Annotated in this window: 25 protein-coding genes, 1 tRNA gene, 1 pseudogene and 1 riboswitch; of the genes and pseudogenes, 16 read left to right on the top strand and 11 right to left on the bottom strand. The window is 59.7% G+C overall.

What is annotated here, in order from left to right; genetic code table 11:
* The first annotated feature begins 137 nt into the window (after positions 1–137).
* Entirely contained in the window at positions 138–524 is a 387-nt protein-coding gene (locus A37A_RS17935) for a hypothetical protein (RefSeq protein ID WP_018289851.1), read from the top strand.
* Positions 525–537: 13 nt separating this feature from the next.
* The gene (locus A37A_RS17930; protein ID WP_018289850.1) at positions 538–999 is read left to right on the top strand and encodes a hypothetical protein; all 462 of its coding nucleotides are present in this window, start codon (positions 538–540) and stop codon (positions 997–999) included.
* A 135-nt stretch (positions 1,000–1,134) separates the two neighbouring features.
* Here A37A_RS17930 and A37A_RS0101885 read toward each other — a convergent pair.
* The 3 genes from A37A_RS0101885 to A37A_RS0101875 form a co-directional block, all read right to left on the bottom strand.
* Positions 1,135–1,206: transfer RNA gene (locus tag A37A_RS0101885), tRNA-Glu, on the bottom strand.
* Between the two features lie 81 nt (positions 1,207–1,287).
* On the bottom strand, positions 1,288–2,466 hold the full coding sequence (locus A37A_RS0101880) for a hypothetical protein (protein ID WP_018289849.1): 1,179 nt from the start codon (positions 2,464–2,466) through the stop codon (positions 1,288–1,290).
* A 46-nt stretch (positions 2,467–2,512) separates the two neighbouring features.
* Entirely contained in the window at positions 2,513–3,199 is a 687-nt protein-coding gene (locus A37A_RS0101875; RefSeq protein WP_018289848.1) for a response regulator transcription factor, read from the bottom strand.
* Positions 3,200–3,309: 110 nt separating this feature from the next.
* On the opposite strand from A37A_RS0101875, the pseudogene tnpA reads away from it, so the two are divergent.
* Positions 3,310–3,699: pseudogene (tnpA, locus tag A37A_RS0101870) on the top strand (IS200/IS605 family transposase); the annotation flags it as partial.
* A gap of 3 nt (positions 3,700–3,702) precedes the next feature.
* Positions 3,703–4,851 carry an RNA-guided endonuclease TnpB family protein gene (locus A37A_RS0101865; RefSeq protein WP_018289846.1) on the top strand — a complete coding sequence of 383 codons (1,149 nt, stop codon included), beginning with the start codon at positions 3,703–3,705 and terminating at the stop codon, positions 4,849–4,851.
* On the opposite strand, the gene A37A_RS0101860 is transcribed toward A37A_RS0101865, so the two are convergent.
* Genes A37A_RS0101860 through A37A_RS0101845 form a run of 4 tightly spaced genes read right to left on the bottom strand, consistent with a single transcriptional unit; the run spans position 4,802 to position 8,567 of the window.
* On the bottom strand, positions 4,802–5,614 hold the full coding sequence (locus tag A37A_RS0101860; RefSeq protein WP_026195587.1) for a sensor histidine kinase: 813 nt from the start codon (positions 5,612–5,614) through the stop codon (positions 4,802–4,804). The two genes, A37A_RS0101865 and A37A_RS0101860, sit on opposite strands and share 50 nt — an antisense overlap.
* Positions 5,615–5,620: 6 nt before the next feature.
* Entirely contained in the window at positions 5,621–6,013 is a 393-nt protein-coding gene (locus A37A_RS0101855; protein ID WP_196799460.1) for a PAS domain-containing protein, read from the bottom strand.
* Between the two features lie 58 nt (positions 6,014–6,071).
* Positions 6,072–7,784 (bottom strand): arginine--tRNA ligase, encoded by a 1,713-nt coding sequence (gene argS, locus A37A_RS0101850; RefSeq protein WP_018289843.1) that lies wholly within the window; start codon positions 7,782–7,784, stop codon positions 6,072–6,074.
* Between the two features lie 30 nt (positions 7,785–7,814).
* On the bottom strand, positions 7,815–8,567 hold the full coding sequence (locus A37A_RS0101845) for a hypothetical protein (protein WP_018289842.1): 753 nt from the start codon (positions 8,565–8,567) through the stop codon (positions 7,815–7,817).
* A gap of 32 nt (positions 8,568–8,599) precedes the next feature.
* Between A37A_RS0101845 and rpsT the strand changes: the two genes are divergently transcribed.
* From rpsT to rplQ, 8 genes are all read left to right on the top strand, one after another.
* A complete protein-coding gene (gene rpsT / locus A37A_RS15180; RefSeq protein WP_018289841.1) occupies positions 8,600–8,893 on the top strand; it encodes a 30S ribosomal protein S20 in 294 nt (97 codons plus the stop codon).
* 88 nt (positions 8,894–8,981) lie between these two features.
* Complete coding sequence (map, locus tag A37A_RS15175) at positions 8,982–9,794, top strand: type I methionyl aminopeptidase (protein ID WP_051076266.1); 813 nt, start codon at positions 8,982–8,984, stop codon at positions 9,792–9,794.
* Positions 9,795–9,900: 106 nt separating this feature from the next.
* Positions 9,901–10,017, top strand: coding sequence for a type B 50S ribosomal protein L36 (gene ykgO / locus A37A_RS18795; RefSeq protein WP_081616157.1), 117 nt, complete (start codon positions 9,901–9,903; stop codon positions 10,015–10,017).
* Positions 10,018–10,037: 20 nt separating this feature from the next.
* On the top strand, positions 10,038–10,433 hold the full coding sequence (rpsM, locus tag A37A_RS0101830) for a 30S ribosomal protein S13 (protein ID WP_020493868.1): 396 nt from the start codon (positions 10,038–10,040) through the stop codon (positions 10,431–10,433).
* 42 nt (positions 10,434–10,475) lie between these two features.
* Positions 10,476–10,976, top strand: a complete 501-nt coding sequence (gene rpsK / locus A37A_RS0101825) for a 30S ribosomal protein S11 (RefSeq protein WP_018289838.1) — start codon at positions 10,476–10,478, stop codon at positions 10,974–10,976.
* 33 nt (positions 10,977–11,009) lie between these two features.
* Positions 11,010–11,615, top strand: a complete 606-nt coding sequence (rpsD, locus tag A37A_RS0101820) for a 30S ribosomal protein S4 (protein ID WP_018289837.1) — start codon at positions 11,010–11,012, stop codon at positions 11,613–11,615.
* A 100-nt stretch (positions 11,616–11,715) separates the two neighbouring features.
* A complete protein-coding gene (locus tag A37A_RS0101815) occupies positions 11,716–12,735 on the top strand; it encodes a DNA-directed RNA polymerase subunit alpha (protein ID WP_020493867.1) in 1,020 nt (339 codons plus the stop codon).
* 17 nt (positions 12,736–12,752) lie between these two features.
* Entirely contained in the window at positions 12,753–13,199 is a 447-nt protein-coding gene (rplQ, locus tag A37A_RS0101810; protein WP_018289835.1) for a 50S ribosomal protein L17, read from the top strand.
* A gap of 143 nt (positions 13,200–13,342) precedes the next feature.
* Here the strand turns inward: rplQ and A37A_RS0101805 are convergent, their stop codons facing one another.
* Genes A37A_RS0101805 through thrC form a run of 3 tightly spaced genes read right to left on the bottom strand, consistent with a single transcriptional unit; the run spans position 13,343 to position 15,228 of the window.
* A complete protein-coding gene (locus A37A_RS0101805) occupies positions 13,343–13,591 on the bottom strand; it encodes an NIL domain-containing protein (protein WP_018289834.1) in 249 nt (82 codons plus the stop codon).
* A 5-nt stretch (positions 13,592–13,596) separates the two neighbouring features.
* On the bottom strand, positions 13,597–13,893 hold the full coding sequence (locus tag A37A_RS0101800; RefSeq protein ID WP_018289833.1) for a MoaD/ThiS family protein: 297 nt from the start codon (positions 13,891–13,893) through the stop codon (positions 13,597–13,599).
* A 60-nt stretch (positions 13,894–13,953) separates the two neighbouring features.
* Complete coding sequence (gene thrC / locus A37A_RS0101795; protein ID WP_018289832.1) at positions 13,954–15,228, bottom strand: threonine synthase; 1,275 nt, start codon at positions 15,226–15,228, stop codon at positions 13,954–13,956.
* 54 nt (positions 15,229–15,282) lie between these two features.
* Positions 15,283–15,404, bottom strand: a riboswitch (SAM riboswitch).
* A 376-nt stretch (positions 15,405–15,780) separates the two neighbouring features.
* On the opposite strand from thrC, the gene A37A_RS0101785 reads away from it, so the two are divergent.
* Entirely contained in the window at positions 15,781–16,791 is a 1,011-nt protein-coding gene (locus tag A37A_RS0101785; protein WP_018289830.1) for an NAD(P)-dependent oxidoreductase, read from the top strand.
* A complete protein-coding gene (locus tag A37A_RS0101780) occupies positions 16,769–17,932 on the top strand; it encodes a phosphotransferase (protein WP_018289829.1) in 1,164 nt (387 codons plus the stop codon). Before A37A_RS0101785 ends, A37A_RS0101780 begins: the two co-directional genes overlap by 23 nt.
* 129 nt (positions 17,933–18,061) lie before the next feature.
* Here the strand turns inward: A37A_RS0101780 and A37A_RS15170 are convergent, their stop codons facing one another.
* Positions 18,062–18,820 (bottom strand): HAD family phosphatase, encoded by a 759-nt coding sequence (locus A37A_RS15170; RefSeq protein ID WP_018289828.1) that lies wholly within the window; start codon positions 18,818–18,820, stop codon positions 18,062–18,064.
* A gap of 470 nt (positions 18,821–19,290) precedes the next feature.
* Between A37A_RS15170 and A37A_RS0101765 the strand changes: the two genes are divergently transcribed.
* Both A37A_RS0101765 and A37A_RS0101760 read left to right on the top strand, forming a co-directional pair.
* Complete coding sequence (locus A37A_RS0101765) at positions 19,291–19,776, top strand: nucleoside deaminase (RefSeq protein ID WP_051076265.1); 486 nt, start codon at positions 19,291–19,293, stop codon at positions 19,774–19,776.
* A 23-nt stretch (positions 19,777–19,799) separates the two neighbouring features.
* Positions 19,800–20,582, top strand: a complete 783-nt coding sequence (locus tag A37A_RS0101760) for a uracil-DNA glycosylase (RefSeq protein WP_018289825.1) — start codon at positions 19,800–19,802, stop codon at positions 20,580–20,582.
* Positions 20,583–20,665 lie beyond the last annotated feature (83 nt).

Genomic DNA, 20,665 nt, shown 5'->3' with positions numbered 1-20,665 from the left:
AGAGCCGACCGCTTTGGGGAAGCGGTCTCGCCGGTCCGAGTTGACGGCGTGCGAACAACTCTCTTTACTGTTAGACAACAAAGCGGAAAATCGACCCGCACACAAAAAAGCGGATACTACCGCGGGACCTTTGCGAGATGAGTCCTGCGACCATCGACCGGCTTTTGGCTCCCATCCGCTGCGTGATTCCCAAGCGACTTTGCGGGACCAAACCGGGCAGTCTGCTCAAGACCCAGATTCCGGTGCGAACCGACCATTGGGATGCCACCGAGCCCGGTTATCTGGAAGCGGACACCGTGGTCCATTGTGGGCAGAGCTTGGCCGGGGACTTCGTCTGGACGGTCACCTACACCGATATCTACTCGGATTGGACCGCTTCCCGAGCCGTTTGGAACAAGGGAGCAACCCAGATCGTGGAGAAGACACGCCAGCTCGAAGGCGAGCTGCCTTTTCCGATCCTGGGCTTTGATTGCGACAACGGGAGCGAGTTTTTGAACCATCATCTGCTCCGCTACTTCTCCTGAGCGGCGCAGGCCTGTGGCCTTCACTCGCTCCCGGCCCTATCACAAGGATGACAATGCCCATGTGGAGCAGAAGAACTGGAGCCGGGTCAGACAGCTCCTTGGCTACGACCGGCTCGGGTCTCCGGAGCTTCTGGAACCCATCAACCGGCTCTATCGCGAGCTTTGGGATCCGCTCCAGAACTTCTTCTGTCCCTCCGTCAAGCTTGTGGCCAAGACACGCATCGGCAGCCGTTACCGTCGCCGCTACGATCGTCCGTGGACCCCTTGCGACCGGCTTCTGCAAAGCAATGCGATTGACCCAGCCGCGAAAAGACGGCTGCGGGAGATCCGACGAAAACTCGATCCGTTCGCCCTCAAAGACGCCATCGAAAAGGCGCTCCGAACGATTCTCGCGCAGCCTCTACACTCCGGTCGCCCTACGGGCTCCTTGCGTTCCGAGGCTGCCCTTGCTAAAGCAGAAAACATCACCAATTAGGGTGTCGTCGATTTTTGAGGCAACGACCCTCAATCCTCGCACCTGTTCGGTGTCGTTTATTTTTGAGGCAACGGGCCCCATGGCTAAAGCCAGGGGCTTGCGCGGCGATTTTCGGTCAAAGAGGAACCCGAGAAGCGACCCCAACGGGATTCGAACCCGTGCTACCACCTTGAAAGGGTGGGGTGCTAACCACTACACAATGGGGTCGGATTGACGATGCTTGCGCGAACGCCTACGGAAGGAGCAAAGCAGATCCCGGCAGACGCGGCAAGCAGGAAAGGCATCCGGTTAATGGAGGAGGGTTGTCACCCCGAGGATCGCGATGGCACCTAGAGAAAAGAGTCCCCCCGCCCAGAGCCATTGGCGCAACCCGAGCTGTACTAGGACCAGAGGAATCCGGTCGGGGTCTTCCGCTCGAGGCAGATCGATACACGCCTGAACGAGTTGCCGACTGAAATGAAAGAGCCGATGGCCCCCGGCGGCCACGATCGCGAGCAGGGGCAGCAGCAGAAGGTCGATCCACTGGAATTCCAGAGCCGAGGGAGCGCTGGAGAGCGGTCGGGCCGCCAGGAAGTTTCCCGCAACGAGTGTCCCGGCGACGGCGAACATCTCGAGGGCATGCGTGGTCAACGGGAGCCGACAGGAGCCCTGTGCTTCGGGTTGAGCGGCGGGCGAGCGGTGGGCCCGAGGACGCATCAGAACGGCGGTAGCCGCTGGCTCGGCCAAGACCTGATGGAAGGATCGGAGGAGAAGGGCGAAGAGAGAGGACAACCCGATCCGGTCGAGGAGCGAGCCGGAAGCGACGGGAGCAAAAGGCAGGGGGTGGAAGAGCAGGAACCAGGTTAAAACGAGCCCGCTTACCCCAAAGAGAGTGACGGCAACGCTGTTGAGCAGAGAGCCGGTTCCGAGCAGAAGAATCAAGGGATCGCGCCGGCCCGCTCGCGCGAGGATCGGGGTGAGGATCAGCAGCTCGGCGAGCAGGGTGGCCAGCCATAAGGAGAGGGAAAGAAGAAAGAGCCGCACGAACGCCGTCCAGAGCAGGGGAGCTTCGGGTCCGAGGGGGATGGCCGGCTTTCCGGCAGGATCCAGAAGGAAGGTAAGGATCAACAGGGTCCACAGGGTCCAGCGAAGAACGGGCCAGGAGATGGTCGGTTTCGGAAGGGGAAAGGACAAAAGAAAACCCAGCCCGAAGAGGCCGCCCAGGAACGCGCCGAATGTCGCCGGGGCGACGCTTCTTTGCAAGGAGGGGAGAAGGGAGCCCAGGACGGGAAGGGCCCCCAGGGCCAGAAAGAGGAGCATGGCTCTCTGCGCCGAGAGGGCGGCGTTCGGAGGCAACTCGCCACCGAAGATCCGGTGGATCGGAGTCCAGAACGAGTAGCGTCCAAGGAGTGCCGTGATCCAGCAGGCCTCTCCAAGGGAACGAGCGGCCTCCAGGACGCTTTCGGCCACCCAGTTAGGCTGGTCCATTTCGCAATCGATCTAAACGGACTCCGGAAGATGGCTTGCGGACGGATCAATCGCCGGCGATCGCCTGGGATTGTTGCCACGAAATCGCGTAGTGGACAAGTTCCGGTCCCGAGGCAAGCTTGAGCTTCTCCTTGAGGCTGCCCCGGTAGGCTTCCACGGTCTTGATGCTCAAATGAAGTTGATCGGCGATCTGCCGGGTTCCCAGGCCGCGGCCGATCAGTTGGAAGACTTCGAATTCGCGGTCGCTGAGCGATTCCACCGGATTCAGGGTGGGCTTGGCCCGGCGGCCGGAAAAGCGCTCGAGGACCCGCGTCGCGACCGTGTCGCTGACGAACACGCCTCCGCCCAACACCCGTTGAATCCCTTCCAAAAGTCTCTGGCCTCCTTCGCTCTTCATGAGATAACCACGCGCTCCCGCTCGAAGCGCCCGTTCCGCATACATCGACTCCTCGTGCATGGATAGCGTCAGGATGGCCACCTGGGGATAGGAGGCATGGATATCCTTGATGAGCTCAAGGCCGCTTTTCCCGGGAAGGGAGAGGTCGACAATCACCAGATCGGGCTCCGTCTTCCCCACGAGCTCGAATCCTTCGTGAGCGTTCGCCGCCATTCCGCAGACCGTGAGTCCACTCTTTACCCCGATCAACTGGGCGATGCCTTCGCTCACCAACGCATGGTCGTCAACTATCAGCACCTTCTTCGGCTGAGTCGTCTGGCCTTGGATGTCCTTCATAGAGTTTCTGCAAGGAAACCTGCGATTTGAATCGCGGGAGGAATTGCGGTTGCGCGGAACGCAACACGTGATGTAGTCTTTCCGACAAGCAACGAGTTGTCACCAATCGCAATTGTGTTTACCAAACCGCATACCATGTGGTATGGTTCCCGAAGTATCGGATCGACGTGTTGACGGGACCGGTGGCCGAGGAAATGCGAGCGATGCTGGATTCGATTTGCGCGGAACGAGATTGGCCGATGATCTCCAAGGAGATTCAGCCGGACCACATCCATCTGTTTCTCAGCATACCTCCCGCCATTGCCGTGGCCGACGCCGTCAAGGTGCTCAAGGGCGTTACGGCTCGCTTGCTGTTTCAACGGTTTCCAGCACTTAAGGAGCGGTTGTGGGATGGACATCTCTGGTCTCCATCCTATTACGTCGGCACCGCCGGCAATGTCAGCGCGGAAACCATCCGTCGCTACATCGAACGATCCGAACACGTCACCAAGAGGCGATAGGCCATGATGCGCACGGCGTCGATCAAGTTGGACGCGTCGGCAGAGCAGGAAGGGGCGCTTGCCGCGCTGCAATCCGCCTTTGCGAACGCCTGCCAGCGACTTTCCGCCGTCGTTCGCGAGCATCGGGTCTGGAATCGGGTGGCATTGCATCAACGNNCNTATTCGGATCTGCGTTCTTCGACTCCGCTGGGCAGCCAGATGTGCTGCAATGCCATCTTTTCGGTTTGCAAGGCGTACAAGGCACTCAAGGTAACCGGGCGGATTCCGAAAGACACGCCGGTTCCGGCAATCAGCTTCCAGCGCGCCAGCGTCCACTTCGACAAGCGCACCTACGCGCTCAAGAAGAATGCCGTCTCGCTTTACACCCTGGGCGGACGCGTCATCGTTCCGATGCGTCTTGGGGAACACCAGCGGCGCATCCTCTCCTCCGGCCGGCCGAAGGAGGCGGAACTGGTCTTTCGCAAAGGCAACTGGTATTTCAACCTCGTCGTCGAATCCGACGACAAGGAGCCGATCGCATCCGGCCCGGTAATGGGCGTGGATGTCGGCGAAAACAATCTCGCGGCACATAGTTTGGGAGGGATGTTCGGAGGCGGTCGCCTGTGCGATCGTCGCGACCGCCATCTCGCCCTGCGTCGCCGTCTCCAGTCCAACGGCAGCCGAAGCGCAAAACAGAAGCTTCGGCAGGTCTCCGGCAAGGAGAGGCGGCACGTCACTCATGTGAACCACGAGACGAGCAAGGCCATCGTGCGGGAGGCGCTCGAGGCCGGAGTTGCCAAGATCATGATGGAGGACCTGACGCATATCCGAGACCGGATCAAGGCTGGCAAGCGCATGCGNGGAAGANTGCATCGCTGGGCCTTCCGGCAGCTCCAACGCTTTGTCGAGTACAAGGCGAAATCGGCCGGCATCGCGGTCGAATACGTCGATCCGGCCTACACGAGCCAAACCTGCTCGTCTTGTAAACAATTGGGCAGACGCACGAAGCATCGTTTCGTGTGTCCTCACTGTGGTCTCCGGGCGCACAGCGACTTGAACGCGAGTCGGAACCTTGCCCGGATTGGCGGAACGATGGTTCCGCCAAGGGCGGCCGTAAGCACGCCTAATGTTGGAGGTGCGGATGTTGGCAACCATGTCTGCGCTTCACGATAAAGCCTGCGACTTCAGTCGCGGGTTGTTTACCTCCTTTTGTCCTTCCTTTTTTCTTCCTCCATAGCCCGGAAGGGACCGTACAGAGGATGATCATTCCCCCTTTGGGTTTGGATTCGAAGCGAATCACCCCTCCAATCATCCTCGCGCGGTATCGCATGGAGCGCAGCCCAAGACCAGGGCCGGATTGCGCTTTTGGGTCCATTCCGCCTCCATCATCCGCTATGCGAAGATAAACGGAGCCGGCTCCTTCACCCAAAAGAATTTCGATGTGGTTCGGCTTCCCGTGGCGAATGGCATTGCTGATCGATTCCTGGGCAATCTGATAGAGTTGAAGGGCGGTCGCCGAATCGCGAATCGCTGGCCGGCCGACCAGCGCAAAGCGGCATGCGGCCCGCGAACGCTCCTGCGTCTTACGCGCCAGTTCTCCCAACGCCTGCGGCAGTTGGGCGGGAGAGATCGCCATCGGCATCAATCCCTGCGCCAGAGCGCGCGCGCAGGCGCTGGCTTCCCGGACGAGCTCGCCGATTCGGGAGGCGAGGGCGGATTCCGGAAGGGAACGCTCGGAAAGCTTCGCCTGGAGAAGCTCCGCTTGATAATGGACTCCGATCAGCATCTGACAAAGGCTGTCGTGGATGTCTTGCCCGATCCGTAGCCGCTCTCGCGCTTCCGCATCGAAGAGGGACTGTTCCAAAGTTCTTCTTTCGCTCAGATCCCGCACCAGGATGGTCAGCGTAGCTTGCCCTTCCACGACCGACTGGCTCACGGAAAGCTAGATGGGGAAGATCTCCCCATCCTTCCTGCATCCAAGGGCCTCGTGGCGGCCTGCGGCAAAGCCAAGGCATTTGGCCGGGCGATGCGGAAAATCGATGGACGGGATGGAAATTTGCTCCGGCGTCTGCAAGAGGGAGGTCAGAGGTCGGCCGAGGAGCTCATCCGGACGATACCCAAAGATGTGCGCCGCCGCGCGGTTGGCGATTTCGATCGAGAGGTCGAGGTTGAGAACGAGCATCCCCTCGAGCATCTGGTCGAGCATCTGATGCATCCAGCCCGCGATGCTGCAAAAGCTTTGGATCCGCTTGGAGCCAAGGCAGTCAGCGACCGAGAGTCCACACGGCTCGCGATAGAAGCCATGTTCCTCTTGCTTGGCGGGTTGTCGTTCCATGCCCGGAGAAAGCATGACACCACTCCAGGGGCGCGGCAATGTTTTCCTCAAGCATTCGCTACATCTCTTCCAGCCGCTCGATGCCCAGGAGGTCGAGACCGGTTCCCAAGGTGGCGGCGGTGCCCTGGCAGAGCAGGAGCCGTGCGGCTTGCATCGGCGGAGGTGCGGTCAGGACGGGGCAGGATTCGTAGAACCGATGGAAGGAGCGGGCCACCTCATAGAGATAGGTGCAGAGAAAGTGAGGGCGGTTTTCGCTTTGGACCCGTTCGAGGATGGAGGAGAAATCGAGGAGGAGCTTGGCCAGTTGCACCTCGGCAGGAGCGGCGAGAGCGCCGGCGGCTGGGGAGACGTCGGAAGCCTCGGCTTTGCGGAGGATCGCCCGGATGCGGACGTAGGCATTGAGAAGATACGGCGCGGTGTTGCCTTCGAAGGAGAGAAGCTTTTCCCATCGAAAGACGTAGTCGAGATTGCGGTTCTGCGAGAGGTCGGCGTACTTAAGCGCTCCGATGCCGATCGCGCGCGCAATGCGAAGCTTGCGCTCCTCGGGCAGGTCCGGCCTCTTTGCCTCGATGATCGCATAGGCCCGCCTCTGTGCCTCGGAGAGGAGCTCGCGCAGCTTGATCGGCCTTCCCTCCCGGGTCTTGAGGGGTTTCTTGTCCTCTCCCAGGATCGAGCCGAACCAGACATGCTCGATCCGGACCGGCAGTCCCCAGCGCTTTGCGGTGGCCGCGAGCTGCTGGAAATGGAGGCGCTGCCGGCCGTCGGTAACGTAGAGAATCCGATCGGCCTTCCACTTTGCGACTCGGAAGCGGAGCGCGGCTAGGTCCGTCGTCGCGTAGAGATAAGCGCCATCGCTTTTCTGGATCAGGAAGGGCTTGTCCCCGAGCTCCGGGTCCTCCGGAAAGAAGACGCAGACAGCACCTTGGCTTTGCTGGGCGATGCGGGCGGCGCTCAGGTCGCGGACGACCGAGGGAAGCTGCTCGCGATAGGCGCTTTCCCCCAACGTGAAGTCGAAATGGACCCCGAGCTCTTCATAGATTCGAGTCAGCTCCACTTTCGACGCCTCGACGAAGCGATGCCAAAGGGCGAGATTTTCCGCGTCGCCGTTCTGGAGCTTCCAGAGTTCCGCCTTCGCTTCTTCTCGAATCGCAGGGTCTTCCTTCGCCGACGCTTGAATCTGCTGATAGAGCTCCTCGAGGTATTCGAGGGGACGGTCTTCCAGGCGGGTTTCGTCCCCCCGGCGTTGGAAGCCGAGGAGCACCATGCCGAACTGGGTGCCCCAATCGCCCAGGTGGTTGACGGTGATGACCCGGTGGCCAAAGAAGCGGGAGACCCGAGCGAGGCACTCCCCCAAGATGGTGCTCCGCAAATGGCCGACGTGCATCTCCTTGGCGATGTTCGGGCTGGAATAGTCGATCACGACCGTCTGCGGCTCCTTGGCCTCCTCGATTCCGAGCCGAGGATCCTCCACGAGGGAGAGGAAGGCATCCACGCACCGCTCGGGCTTCAGCCGGAAATTGAGGAACCCGGGGCCTGCGACCTCGGGAGGCAGGGACCACTCCGTCTCTCCCACGGCGGCGGCCACTTCGGCGGCGAGCGTGCGCGAGTCCAGGGAATAGCGCCTGCCCAGCACCAGAGCGGCGCTGCTTTGGAGATCGCCGAAGCGGGGATCGGCACAAGGCTCGAGGAGCGGCTCGGGCAGCGGCTGCTCAAAGCGGTGCGCAAGGGCGCGGATCAGCGCCTTTCGTAAGAACTCTCCGGGGAATTGCATGGGAAGCGCTCTGGCGAGGGTTCCTTAGTCTCAATGTGGCATCAAGGGCGCTGGGCTCGCCCGTGGGCGCAGCTCCAGACCGGAAGACCCGATCCAGGCGGCAACGGCCCCGAAACCTTCTCCGCAGATCCGATAGCAATAGAGGACGTCGTCTGCGAAACGGCAGAAGAAGCGGGAAACGGACCAAAAGGGCGAGAGAAAGCCGAGCAAGGCCGCCAGGATGAATAGATTGAGGGTCGCGATCACGACGAGGGAGAAGAGCCGGCCTTCCACGTGGAGATCGGGCTGTTCACGATGGACGGCTTCCACGGTAAAGAAGAGATGAAATCCCCACGTGAACCCTGTTCCTCCGTAGAGGAGCCATTGATAGGAACGCATCGGCCGGTAAAAGTCAACGATGGTCCACAGGCCGAGCCAGAGCAGCATGTAGAATGGGACGACATAGGGGGAGAGGACGATCCAGAGATTCGACCGGTCGCATCGAATGCTGCCGCTGCGGCTGCCGACCCGAAAGCGGGAGACGTTTCCTCCATGGAGATAGACCGCCAGCGCGTGAGTCAGTTCATGGGCGAAGATGTAAGGGCGTTGTGGAACCTTCCAGATAAAGCAGAGCAAGGACCAGAGCAGCAGGCCTACGCCGAAGCTTTCTACAGGAAGCGTGAACCAGCTGCGCTCGCGCAGATAGCCTTCCAAAAGTTCCTTGAGGAAGAGAAGCTCCGCCGCGAGCAGAGGCAGGGCGGAAAGCGAGAAAAGGAACTTAAAGATCTTCGCTAGGCTTGACACCGCCGGGAGAACGTTCTTATTAGAAAACCCCCATGCCTAACACCCGGTCAGCCGCAAAGCAAGCGCGGAAGAGTCTGCGCAAAAAAGGATACAACCTAAAAGCCAAGAAGGAATTGCAGCAGGTTTCGCGCCAGATGCGCGAGAAGGTAGCTTCCGGGACGAGAGAAGAAGTCGCCGGGTTTTTCTCCCAGTACCAGTCTGTCTTGGACCGCCTCGTCAAGCGCGGGCGGCTTACCCGGAATGCCGCCGCCCGGCGCAAACAGCGAGTCGCCAAGAGCGTTTTCGCCTCGCCATCTTCCGGAGAGGAAGAGGCAAAACAAGGGTAGGCTTTTGGGCCGCGGCGAGTGCAGCGGCTGCGGGGGCTTGGAAGCGCAAAGCGGCCGCGGGGTTCGTTACGCCTTTTCGAAGAGGATCATGATCCCGATCAAGCGTGGGAAGGACATCGACGCCATGCGCCTCAGCTGTCGCCTGGTCGCGGAAGTTGTGGAAGCGTTGCGTTCGGTCCTGGCTCCGGGGGTCCGCACGGCCGAGGTCGACCGCTATGCGGCCGAGCTGATTGCCGCCCGAGGAGGGAAGAGCGCGTTCCTGGGCTATCGAGGGTTTCCGGGAACCATCTGCATTTCGGTGAACGAAGAAGTGGTTCATGGGATCGCCGGAGAGCGAGTGCTTCAATATGGAGACTTGGTGAAGCTCGACGTGGGCTTGGTGAAGAATGGATGGGTGGGCGACACGGCGGCAACGGTTTCCATCGGGATGGCGGAGGCTGGCGATCTGAAGTTGATCGAAGTGACGCGGCAGGCGCTATGGGAGGGAATCTCCCAAGCGTGGGAGGGCAATCGGATCGGCGACATCGCCGCAGCAATCGAGAGATGCGTTCGAGCGCAGGGGCTCGAGGTCGTGCGGGAGTTTGTCGGCCATGGCGTGGGTCGCAAGCTTCATGAAGAGCCACAAGTTCCGAATTACGGACGGACAGGAACAGGACCAAGGCTCAAGCCGGGCATGACGCTCGCGATCGAGCCCATGGTCAATGCCGGGGGGGCTGGCGTGAGGCTCCTTTCCGATGGCTGGACGGTCGTGACGGAGGACGGACGGCGCTCCGCGCACTTCGAGCATACGGTCCTGATTACGAAGGGAGAGCCTGAAGTCTTGACCGACCACGAGGCGGTCGGCGGCTCGGCTGACAAAGGACCAGCAGCGGCTGGGGAGGAAGAGGGATCGGGTAAATGAGGGGCACAAGGACAAAAGCCTTGTCAAAGGAAGGCTGATCCGCTATAAATCATCGCTTCATCGTTTAAAGGATGAGCTGCAAATAGGTTCAACCGATAGGAGCTTCATGAAAGTTCGCTCTTCCGTCCGTAGGCGTACCGCCGACTGCCAGGTCGTACGTCGCAAGGGACGAATTTACATCATCAACAAGAAAAATCCTCGGCTCAAGCAGCGGCAGGGATAACAAAGAGCGGAAGAAAGACTATGCCTCGTATCCTTGGAGTGGAAATCCCGGCGGGGAAGCGAATTGTGGCGGCGCTCCCTTACCTATACGGCATCGGCCCATCACGGGCGAAGTGGCTTTGCGAGCTCGCCGAGATTGATCCCAACCTGCGGGCAAAGGACCTCACCGACCAGCAGATCAATCGATTCGTCCAGTTGATCCAGGAGAACAACTTCGTGATTGAAGGCGATCTGCGGCGACAGATCCAGCAAGACCTCAAGCGCTTGCAAGCAATCAAGTGTTATCGAGGGATCCGCCACCTCCGAGGCTTGCCGACTCGCGGGCAGCGGACGTCGACGAATGCGCGGACACGCAAAGGACCGCGACGAACGGTCGGGGTCGTTCGGAAAAAGGAAGCAAAGAAGGGTAAGGTATAGCTCGTCGACTCTTGCGTAAAGAGGCGGTGATGGGGAGGATGAATGGCTGAGGAAGCACAAACAAAGCCTGCGTTGGAGAAAGCTCGACGTCCGATCGCACAGGAAGGCGAGGGGTCGCCGAAGGGGGCGGATAGCAAGGCCGTGCCGGCGGAGCCTGTGGAGAAGGAGAAGAAGCACAAAAGCAAGGGAGGAAAGGGTGTTCACAGTGGCGTCGCCTACATTCAAGCTACCTTCAACAATACCGTGATCACGATTACAGACCTCAAAGGCAGGACGATTGCCTGGTCAAGCGCCGGCCGATGCGGATTTCGGGGTTCCAGGAAGTCGACGGCCTACGTCGCGCAATTGGCGGCTCAGGACGCCGCCCGGCAAGCGGTGGGACAAGGCCTACGCGAAGTGCTCGTCAAGGTCAAGGGACCGGGGATGGGGAGGGAGTCGGCGATCCGCGCGTTGCAAGTGGTCGGGTTGGAGGTGACGTCCATCCTGGACGTTACGCCTGTTCCTCACAACGGCTGTCGGCCTCGGAAGTCGAGGCGGGTCTAAGCGGAGCGTTCGTCGCTTTAGAGAAGAGTCCTTATGGCACGATATCTTGGTCCCCGAGCAAAGAAGGCCCGTCGCTACAACGTCGCTCTGTTCGGGCCTTGCAAGGCTTTAGAGAAACGGCCCTATCCGCCGGGGGTTCACGGAGAGAAGAGTCGGCGCAAGCAATCCGACTATGCAATTGCGCTCGCCGAAAAGCAGAAGCTTCGTCTCATGTACGGCGTGACGGAACGTCAACTTCGGCGCTATTTTGCTTCTTCCCTCAAGAAGCGGGGCGTAACCGGGGAAGTGTTGCTCCAATTTCTCGAGTCTCGGCTCGACAACATCGTCCATCGCTTGGGCTTCGCCACAACGCGGTTCGGCGCACGGCAGATGATCACGCACGGTCACGTGCAGGTGAATGGAGGCCGGATCATGACACCAAGTTTTCGGACGCGGCCCGGGGACGTGGTCGAGGTCCGGGATCAGCCGCAATCAAGAAAGCTGGCCTTGCGGAACCTGGAGGCGATGCAGGCAGCGCGCCTCCCGGATTGGCTCGTTTTAGAAAAAGAGAAGCTTCGCGGCGAAGTTAGGCGACTCCCCTCCAAAGAGGAGTTGCGGCCGATCGCGAACGAGCAACTGGTGGTCGAGTTCTATTCGTAGAGATCGCGAAGTTCGTGGAACATCCGTGGCGAACACGGAAATGGGGCGGCCTCGCAGAAGGGAGAGTTCGCCCGGTAGTGTCTAGGAGGTAATCAGTTCTATGGCAGTGCGCTTAGGTCGTTTTGAAATGCCCAATTCCATAGCGAGGGATGAAGCGGTTGCTACGGAGAACTATGGCCGTTACGTCGTGGAACCGCTCGAAGCTGGATATGGGCAGACGCTCGGGACCTGCCTTAGGCGGACGCTTCTTTCGTCGCTCGAGGGCGCTGCGATTTCGGCTGTCAAGATCAGCGGAGCTCTTCATGAGTTTACCAGCTTGCCTGGCGTCGTGGAGGATGTGCCGGAAATCGTATTGAATCTGAAGAAGATTCGCTTCTTCATTCCTTCCCGGGAGCCACATACACTAACTCTGGACGTAGTGAAGGAGGGTTCCGTGGTCGCCGGCGACATTCAACTGGAGACCGGGGTGGAGCTTGTGAACCCCGACCAGATCATTTGCACCTTGGACAAGAAGCAGCGGCTGGAGATGGAGATGGAGGTCAAGGTTGGCCGAGGCTTCCTGCTTGCGGAGGAAAATAAGAAAGAGGAGCAGGCGATCGGTCTCATTCCCATCGATTGCCTCTTTTCGCCGGTTCGCCGTGTGAAGTACGAGGTGGAAAATACTCGCGTCGGGCAGCGGACGGATTATGACCGGCTCATTTTGGAGGTCTGGACCGACGGTCGGATTAGCGCCGACGACGCGCTCATGCAAGCCGCAGCGATCCTTCGGCACCATCTGGATCTTTTTGTCGGCCCAGGAAAAGAGCCGGTGGAGTTCGAAAAGCCGAAGCCGCCGGTTCAGGAGGCGGAGAATCGGCTTCGGAAGATCCTGAATATGAGCGTCAACGAAATCGAGTTGTCGGTTCGGGCGGCAAACTGCCTCAACAACGCAAATATTGCCACGGTGGGTCAATTGGCACAGAAGACAGAGGCGGAAATGCTCAAATACCGGAACTTCGGAAAGAAGTCTTTGAACGAAATTAAGTCGAAACTCGCCCAATTGGGCCTCTCTCTCGGGATGAAGTTTGGTCCGGAACTACTGGAAGCTCCTCTGGTTTCGGAAGCCTTGCCCGAGGATTAATCTGGGAGACGTGTTCCATGCGCCATTTGAAACGACGCGGTAAGCTGGGAAGGCTTTCGAAGCACCGGGAGTCGCTTCTCGCCAACCTCGCAACCTCGCTGATCCAACACAACCGGACAAAAACCACGCTCAGCAAGGCAAAGGCGTTGCAGCCCTATGCAGAAAAGCTGGTCACCTTGGCCAAGAAGGGCACCTTGCATCACCGGCGACTTGCGGCTTCCCGCCTCCATGGGAAGGAAGCGGTTCAAAAGCTCTTTGGGGAACTCGGCCCGCGCTTCGCTCAACGGGCCGGAGGCTATACCCGCGTGACCAAGATCGGCTATCGTCTGTCCGACGCTGCACGGATGGCCGTGATCGAGTGGACCGAGCCGGGGGTTCCGGCCGAGGGCGGAAAGAAGCCTACCAAGCCTGCGGAGGCGGCCAAGAGCGGCGAGCAGAGCAAAACGACTGCGGCGGAAGCCTAGGCGACGTTTTTCACAAGCTTACTCCTGCGGCTTGCAGAATGGGCTTGTCTGCTTCGCTCTCGCTTGGTTTTCCATCCTTGCAGTATGTCCACATACCGCTACGGGAGAAAACCAGCGCCGCGCCTCGCATTCAGGCCAATTTGCTAGCCTTCGATCGTGCTGATCTCGACGGGCTCGACGGTGACGCCCTGATTCTCGAGCCACTGGATCGCTTGCTTGAGGACTTCTCGTTCCCCTTGGAGTTCAATGGCAACGATGCCGGTTCTCTGCGTTACCTGCGCGCTTCGAATGTTGAAGGTTAGATCGAAGGACCGTGCGAGTTCGCAGATAATCGGCCGCTGGCAGAGTTGCTCGCTGAACGTCAGCCAAAGCCGCTGTTTTTCCAGGGACACGGGCGTTATCCTCCCGCCACAGCCGGCACGATGCTCACTTCGTCTTCCGGTCGGACCGGCGTCTTCTGGTCCTGCAGAAAACGGATATCATCGCCGTTGACATAAACCGCAACGAAGCGCCGGAGGGCGCCTGTTTGGTCGAAGAGGCGTTCCCCGATTCCCGGGAATTGGGTCTGAAGATCCTTGAGGATTTCTCCAATCGTTCCTCCCCTCGCGGAGACCAAGTCCTTGTTGCCGGTCAGCCCGCGCAGGGGAGTCGGAATCCTGACGGGAATGGTTTGCTCTGTGGTCAGGTTGCTCATCGTTCGTTTCCTTTTCCTTTCTTGCTCTAGATCATGTTCTGAATGGTTCTCCGCGCGGAATTAAAAGTTCGTTTCTTCTGGAATGGGCGCTTTGGCTAAGTCCGATGAGACCAGTCGATCGAATTCCCGTAAGGAGGGATCGATCAGGCGAGGCGAGCCCAGTACTCCGGCCAAAACCTCAGCGGTCTTCAAGCCATGGCCGGTGACACAAAGCACGACCGATCCCTCTTTCGGAATCTTGCCGGAGTCGATGAGCTTGCGGGAGCAGGCGACGGTCACGCCGCCGGCTGTCTCCGCAAAGATCCCAGTGGTTTCCGCCAGAAGTCGAATGCCGTCGAGAATCTCCTCATCGGAAGCATCTTCGGCCGCTCCTCCGCTCTTGGCAATTGTCTGGATCGCATAGTAGCCGTCGGCGGGAGTGCCGATCGCGAGCGACTTGGCGATGGTTTGCGGCTTAGGTACCGGCTGGACGAGCTCAGTGCCCTTTCGGAAGGCGTCACTGATGGGATTGCAGCCGGTGGCTTGGGCTCCATGAATGGCAAAGGGTGTCTTTTCGACCAGATCGGTGTCGATCATCTCCTGGTAGGATTTCGCGATCTTGGTCAAAAGAGAGCCACTGGCCATGGGGATCACCGTATGGGCGGGCAGGCGCCAGCCGAGCTGCTCTGCGATTTCGAAACCCATGGTCTTGGATCCCTCAGCGTAGTAGGGGCGAAGGTTGACGTTGACAAATGCCCACTGGTATTTTCCGGCGATCTCCGAGCAGAGCCGGTTCACCTTGTCGTAAGGGCCTCGGATTGCCACTACACGGGTGCCGTAAACCAGGCTCCCCATGACCTTGGATGTCTCCAGGTCGGCTGGGATCAGAACGTAGCTTTCCAGCCCCACGCTCGCCGCGTTGGCCGCCACGCTATTGGCCAGGTTTCCCGTCGAGGCACAGGCGACGACGGTAAACCCCATCTCCTTTGCTCGAGAGAGGGAGACCGCAACGACCCGATCCTTGAAAGAAAGGGTAGGGTAGTTGACAGTGTCATTCTTGACGTAGGCCTCCCGTACCCCGAGGGCTTTGGCCAAGCGCTCCGCCCGAATCAGTGGGGTAAACCCGACCTGGGTGCCTACGCTCGGCTCTCCGTCTAGCGGAAGGAACTCCCGGTAACGCCACATCGTGGGAGCACGCGATTCGATCCGCTTTCGCGAAATCTGGCGGCGGATGGCTTCGTAGTCATAGACCGCCTCCAGGGGGCCAAAGTCCCACTCACAGACATGGATCGCTTCCTTGGGATAGGGCCGGCCGCATTCCCGGCACCGGAGGTGGGAAAAAAACTCGGTCTGCATCGGCTCCCTTTCTCACTCTTACCGATGCGACAGACTAGAGCAGGGATTTTATCCCTCTCATCCTTCCCCGGTTTTTCACCGGAGCTGGGGTTAGCACCTGGCGGGTTCGGCCGTAGCCTCTCCCCGGTTGCCGCGACTTCGCAGGGCCAGTTACCCTCCGCCGCTCTTGATAAGAGTTAGGCTTATGTATGCTTGGTTATCCCGCAGAGTCAATCCAAAAAGATGCGGTCTTTTCCGGAAAAACCGGGCCGACAAGGCGGAGGATCATCCTTCCGCCTCCTCTTGCGGCTCGATCCGAGAACGCTGTGATGCGCAGCCAGGGGAGAATCATGCGGCAGGATAGCGGGAAAAATCGAAAATCCGAATTGACGGGAAGGGTTCTAAGGTTAAGATATCGCTAAGACAACGGCGGAATATTCGCTTTCGTCATTCACGGGTCGCTCTCCCCGTCCGGGGACGGTTCTTTCGGGTTCGTTCGTCTCACGAGGTTCCACTGTTTTGCCATGGAGCGATTGGTGATTCCCAAAAAGACCGGAACGAAGGGTAGCAGGCATGGAAACGGAAAAACGGAGAAGCCAGCAATCCGATGAGCCCGTTCTCGTTACCGGCGCAAGCGGTTTTTTAGGAGCGAAGCTCGTGGAGAGGCTAGCGGCCCGGAAGCAAGTCTACTCGCTTTCGCGTCGCCCCGGTCCTCTCGGTTCGGAATCTCTGGTGGCCGATCTCACGGAGGGAGAGGAGGTGGTTCGGGCACTGGGAAAGGTCTCCTTTGCCTGCTGCATTCACGCGGCCGCGCTGGCCGATCCGGATCTCTGCGAAAAGAATCCCGAATCGGCTTGGAGGATCAACGTGGAAGGAACAAGAAACCTGGTCGAAATCTGCGGGGCGCGCCGTAGAAAGCTCGTCCTCCTTTCGACGGACTACGTTTTCGACGGTCGAAAAAACGGCCTCTATACGGAGGAAGATCCGGTGTGCCCGGTGCAGGTGTATGGCGAGACCAAGGCGGCGGCCGAGCGGCTTGTCCTTAAGCTTCCGGAGAACCTGGTGGTTCGGCTTCCCTTTCTCTTTGGATATACGTCTCCCCCGGAAAGGCGCGATTTCGCCACGGATACCGGGTACCGGCTCTGGATGGGGCAGCCCCATCCCTATGACCACCGCCAGCTCCGGACTCCTCTGCTGCGGGAAGAGGCGGCGGAAGGAATTTCGCTTCTTGCCGGTTCCCCGTCCTCGGGAATCTATCATCTGGCGCCTTCCGAATCGGCAACCAAGTACGAATTCGCTCGGGCGCTGGCCCAGTGCTTGGGAAAGCCCTTGGAACTCGTCTTGGAGAAGACAACAGAAGTGCCGCCCGGCTGCGCCCGAAGACCGATGTCGATGCGGCTTTCGAATGCCAAGTTTTTGCAGGCGGTTTCCGGCCGCTTCCATTTCCGTCCGCTGCGCGACGCGATCGCTGGGGTAGCGGAAGGATTCCGGAACGCTCAGGAGCCGTCTGGGTGCCGGGGACACTCTCGACAAACGCAATCCAAAACCTACGGAGGATCCTATGATCAAGATGCAGGTCGGTGAAGGTGTATTCGAAGAAAGGCAATTAGTTCCGAATCGGATCGACGGCGGCATCGGGAGGATCGGGGGATCGCATGCCGGGACCAAAGTCATTCCGTACCTGAGGAAGGAGGCGAAAGGGGACGGAGCTCGGAAGCTCAAGGATGAGGTTGAGTTCTTGCTCCGGCTCCCGCAGGATCTTGCCGAAAACTATCCCAGGATCATCCGATATTATGCCTCGCCCTCGGCGGTGGCGATGGAGCAGGAATTCGTCCAATTGCCGACGCTCAGGAAGATTCTCTGCGAGGGGGATGCGACTGCCAGCGAAGGAATCGACTGGGTGAAGCGGATCCTGGAGTTCCTCTTTTCCCGGGTCTACAGCCGGGAGGCGAGAAGGCCTCCCGATGACTACTTGGACCAGCTCCATTTTCTGAGAGTTTGGGCGCGATTTTCCGAAACGATGAGCAAAGCTCCCTTGTTCGAGGATATCATTCTGGCGAACCGAATCTACGTGCAAGGAGAAGAGTGCTACAATGCGCCGCAGATCCTCCGGGTCATGGAAGAAGACGCGGAATTCCGCCGGAGTCTGCGACCGAGCAGAGTCTCGCCCTTCGTCCATGGCGACCTCCATTTCGATAACATCCTGGTCGATCGCGACACAGGGTCATTTAAACTCGTCGATCCTCGAGGCTATGAATATTGCGATCCTTGGTATGATGCAGGAAAGCTCTATCATTCGGCCCGCGGCAAGTATGATCTGATTCATCGGCAGGAGTTTGACATCGATTGGACCACGGGGAAACGGGACGGCGTCGAAATCAACTTCAGGTTTTACCCGACGCCTGCCTATCATAAGTATAATAAGATTTCGGAGAATCTGGAGGGGCTGCTCTCCGAGCATGCTCCGGGAGAAAATGTGGCGATGCTTTCGTTGTTCAACGAAGCGATTCACTTCATCTCCGATATGCCCTTTCATCTGAGCAGGGATGAAAAGGAGGCGAAGGCGGTTGCGATTTATGGAACCGGGGTATGGCTACTCAACCGGCTGCTCAAGGACCATTGTCCACATCTGATCGACGCGGTAGCCGAGCAAAGTGGGAGAATCCCGATGGAGAGCCTGGAGCGGGGGAGCCAATGGAAATTTCAGGGGAACGCGGTTGCGTGATGCCATGCGCTCGCGCAACTGGAAGCCGAGTCGATCGTTTGTCCCCATGGGGTGCGGAACCAGGGCCGGGGGAGCGGTTGCCGTTGCCGCCCTCGGTCGGTGGACGGAGGGCGGCGCCCGGGACCCTGCTTAGGAAAAGAACCATTCTTGGATGAGGGCGGGGGTTACCAATTGGAGGCTGGACAGGGTCCGATCCGCTTTCTGCAATGCATCGGCAGGATTGGTCGTCGTAACGGCGATCACCCGCATGCCCGCCCGTTTGCCCGCTTCCACTCCAGCGGGCGCGTCCTCGAAAACGATGCACTCTTCGGGCGGAAACCCAACCTCTTTGGCGGCAAGACAGAACACCTCGGGGTCCGGCTTGCCGCGGCGTACCTCTTCGGCTGCTACCACGGTGCGAAAAAGCCGACGCATGTTCCATTGATCGAGGATGAGCTCAATATTGGCCCGCGCCGTCGACGAGGCAATCGCCGCTGGAATGGATCCCTCCGCGAGGGATCGGCAGAGCGCAAGCGCCCCGGGATAGAGATCGATTCCCCGCTCCGCGACGATCGCCCGAAAGAGCCCTTCCTTCCTCTCGCTGAGTCGGAAAACCTCTCGGGGATCGTCCGTCCAGCGGAGCAGATGAGGGATGACCCAATCATTTTTCCTTCCGAAGGAAGGGAGGAAAAAGCCAGGAGGTAGCGTTCGTCCTTCCTCCTGAGCGAGTCGATGCCAACTCTCCAGGTGGCGGCTGGCGGAATCGGCAATGACCCCATCCCAATCGAAGAGGGCTGCCCATCGGGCCTTGGCGCGCGAAACCTGCGGGATTTCCGCTGTTTTTGTCCCGGATGCGCTCCCGAGGTGGCCTCCTTCTGTTGGAGCTCCTATGCGATTCTCTTCGGTCATTGCGATTCTCCTTTCCGGGTAGTTTTTGATTTCTCAACAAAACGGCTTGTCCCAAAATCTGCCGGTCTACCTCCCCCGCTCTCTCCTACCCCGGTGAATGTGTGCGACCCACCCATTCGGTACGGGGGAAGTCACGTTCGCTTGCCGGATGCTCGCTTTCTCGGGGCTCTTTCCCCGAGCGCCAGCCATGCGGATCCTCTATGCTGAGCATTAAGCTACCATTAAGAATACGGACAAGTCAATCGCCGCCCCTTTTGTTCTCTTCTTGAATCCGATCCGAATGGAGTAGACGAGGGATCATCTTCCAGACAGAAAATCTCTTGTCCTCTCTTGCGGAATGATCCGAGAGGCGAATCCGGGACACGGCGGCGCACTTTTTGCTATGGATCATGAACCTCCCGCCCAAGGCGAGCCACCGAAGTCGCAAAACCTTCTGGACGGGACGGGCTCGGTCTGACGAAGGTTTTGAGATGGCTGGTAGAGACCCATTTTTGGAAGCGGCGATCGCGGAGGCGCGTGCGGGACTCGAAGAAGGAGGCATCCCCATTGGTGCAGTCATCGTCCAGGGGGACCGGATCCTGGCACGGGGCCGGAACCGCAGGATCCAGTGGGGTAGCGCCATTCGCCATGGCGAGATGGACGCGTTGGAAACCCTCGGTCGGCAGCCCGCCTCTTTCTACCGGTCGTGCACTCTCTACACCACGCTCTCGCCCTGTCCGATGTGCACGGGAGCGATCCTCCTCTACCGCATCCCACGGGTCGTCATCGGCGAGAATCGGACCTTCCTGGGCTCGGAAGAGCTTTTGTGCAGCCAGGGAGTATTGGTCGAGGTGAGGGACGACACGGAGTGCCGGGAGCTTCTTGCCTCTTTTATCCGCCGCTCTCCCGCTTCCTGGGATGAGGATATCGGACTTCGAGAGGGCGAGCGGGCGCAAGAGGAGGGCGCGGGCTCGTGAGGGAAGCGGGAGAGTCGGAAAGCATGGGATCTCCGTCATCAGAGGGAGCCTTCTCTCCCGCAGACCTCCTGATCGAGATCGAAAGAGATGTGGTTGCCTGTGGCCGCTGTCCGCGGCTGGTTGCTTGGCGCGAGGAAACCGCCAGGCGACCTCCCAAGCGCTATGCGGGCTGTCCCTATTGGGCCAAACCGGTTCCGGGATTCGGTGATCCGCAAGCGCGCCTTGTCCTGGTTGGGCTGGCTCCTGCCGCTCATGGAGGAAACCGAACCGGAAGAATGTTTACGGGGGACCGGAGCGGGGATTGGCTCTTCCGGGCGCTCCATCGGGCCGGCTTTGCCAGCCAGCCGTTTTCCCGCGATCGGGAGGACGGTCTGCGGATCTCCGACTGTTTCGTGAGCGCCGCCGTACGCTGTTGTCCGCCGGAGAACCGGCCTCTCCCTTTGGAGAGGGAAAACTGTTACCGCTTCCTCGCCCGGGAACTGGAGGCTCTCGCCAATCTTCGGGTTCTGATCGCCCTCGGGGGCATGGCCTTTGAGACCCTGCTCCGTTGGGTCAAGGAGCGTTGGCCGGAGGAAGCCCGGCAGATGCTTCGGAAGCGACCCTCCTTCTCCCATGGGGCGGAGATAGCGCTTCCAAAGGGCGGAACCCTGCTCGCGACGTATCACCCCAGCCAGCAAAACACCTTCACCGGCCGACTGACCGAAGAGATGTTCGATGCGGTCTTTGCCCGAGCGCGCGCGGTTCTGGACGCTCCCCCGGAGCGAAACCCGACCCGGGAGGAGCGGCCAAGGGTTGCCAACAGATAAATAATATAAGGACACATAGGGAGTTTCATGGAAGTATGTCCGAGTTAAGTTAAGTGTCTGGGCCAAGCGGCAGGGCGTCTGCT

It is taken from the genome of Verrucomicrobium sp. 3C, from assembly GCF_000379365.1.
Taxonomy (GTDB): Bacteria; Verrucomicrobiota; Verrucomicrobiia; order Methylacidiphilales; family Methylacidiphilaceae; genus Methylacidimicrobium.
Note: the sequence above shows the minus strand (reverse complement) of the source record. Positions and strands in the feature narration are given on the sequence as shown.

Excerpts from the sequence above, each read along its gene's own strand:
- A37A_RS17935 (WP_018289851.1), top strand. The coding sequence starts at position 138 with ATGAGTCCTGCGACCATCGACCGGCTTTTGGCTCCCATCCGCTGCGTG.
- A37A_RS0101880 (WP_018289849.1), bottom strand. The coding sequence starts at position 2,466 with ATGGACCAGCCTAACTGGGTGGCCGAAAGCGTCCTGGAGGCCGCTCGT.
- A37A_RS0101875 (WP_018289848.1), bottom strand. The coding sequence starts at position 3,199 with ATGAAGGACATCCAAGGCCAGACGACTCAGCCGAAGAAGGTGCTGATA.
- A37A_RS0101855 (WP_196799460.1), bottom strand. The coding sequence starts at position 6,013 with ATGGAACGACAACCCGCCAAGCAAGAGGAACATGGCTTCTATCGCGAG.
- argS (WP_018289843.1), bottom strand. The coding sequence starts at position 7,784 with ATGCAATTCCCCGGAGAGTTCTTACGAAAGGCGCTGATCCGCGCCCTT.
- rpsT (WP_018289841.1), top strand. The coding sequence starts at position 8,600 with ATGCCTAACACCCGGTCAGCCGCAAAGCAAGCGCGGAAGAGTCTGCGC.
- map (WP_051076266.1), top strand. The coding sequence starts at position 8,982 with ATGATCCCGATCAAGCGTGGGAAGGACATCGACGCCATGCGCCTCAGC.
- ykgO (WP_081616157.1), top strand. The coding sequence starts at position 9,901 with ATGAAAGTTCGCTCTTCCGTCCGTAGGCGTACCGCCGACTGCCAGGTC.
- rpsM (WP_020493868.1), top strand. The coding sequence starts at position 10,038 with ATGCCTCGTATCCTTGGAGTGGAAATCCCGGCGGGGAAGCGAATTGTG.
- rpsK (WP_018289838.1), top strand. The coding sequence starts at position 10,476 with ATGGCTGAGGAAGCACAAACAAAGCCTGCGTTGGAGAAAGCTCGACGT.
- rpsD (WP_018289837.1), top strand. The coding sequence starts at position 11,010 with ATGGCACGATATCTTGGTCCCCGAGCAAAGAAGGCCCGTCGCTACAAC.
- A37A_RS0101815 (WP_020493867.1), top strand. The coding sequence starts at position 11,716 with ATGGCAGTGCGCTTAGGTCGTTTTGAAATGCCCAATTCCATAGCGAGG.
- rplQ (WP_018289835.1), top strand. The coding sequence starts at position 12,753 with ATGCGCCATTTGAAACGACGCGGTAAGCTGGGAAGGCTTTCGAAGCAC.
- A37A_RS0101800 (WP_018289833.1), bottom strand. The coding sequence starts at position 13,893 with ATGAGCAACCTGACCACAGAGCAAACCATTCCCGTCAGGATTCCGACT.
- thrC (WP_018289832.1), bottom strand. The coding sequence starts at position 15,228 with ATGCAGACCGAGTTTTTTTCCCACCTCCGGTGCCGGGAATGCGGCCGG.
- A37A_RS0101785 (WP_018289830.1), top strand. The coding sequence starts at position 15,781 with ATGGAAACGGAAAAACGGAGAAGCCAGCAATCCGATGAGCCCGTTCTC.
- A37A_RS0101780 (WP_018289829.1), top strand. The coding sequence starts at position 16,769 with ATGATCAAGATGCAGGTCGGTGAAGGTGTATTCGAAGAAAGGCAATTA.
- A37A_RS15170 (WP_018289828.1), bottom strand. The coding sequence starts at position 18,820 with ATGACCGAAGAGAATCGCATAGGAGCTCCAACAGAAGGAGGCCACCTC.
- A37A_RS0101765 (WP_051076265.1), top strand. The coding sequence starts at position 19,291 with ATGGCTGGTAGAGACCCATTTTTGGAAGCGGCGATCGCGGAGGCGCGT.
- A37A_RS0101760 (WP_018289825.1), top strand. The coding sequence starts at position 19,800 with ATGGGATCTCCGTCATCAGAGGGAGCCTTCTCTCCCGCAGACCTCCTG.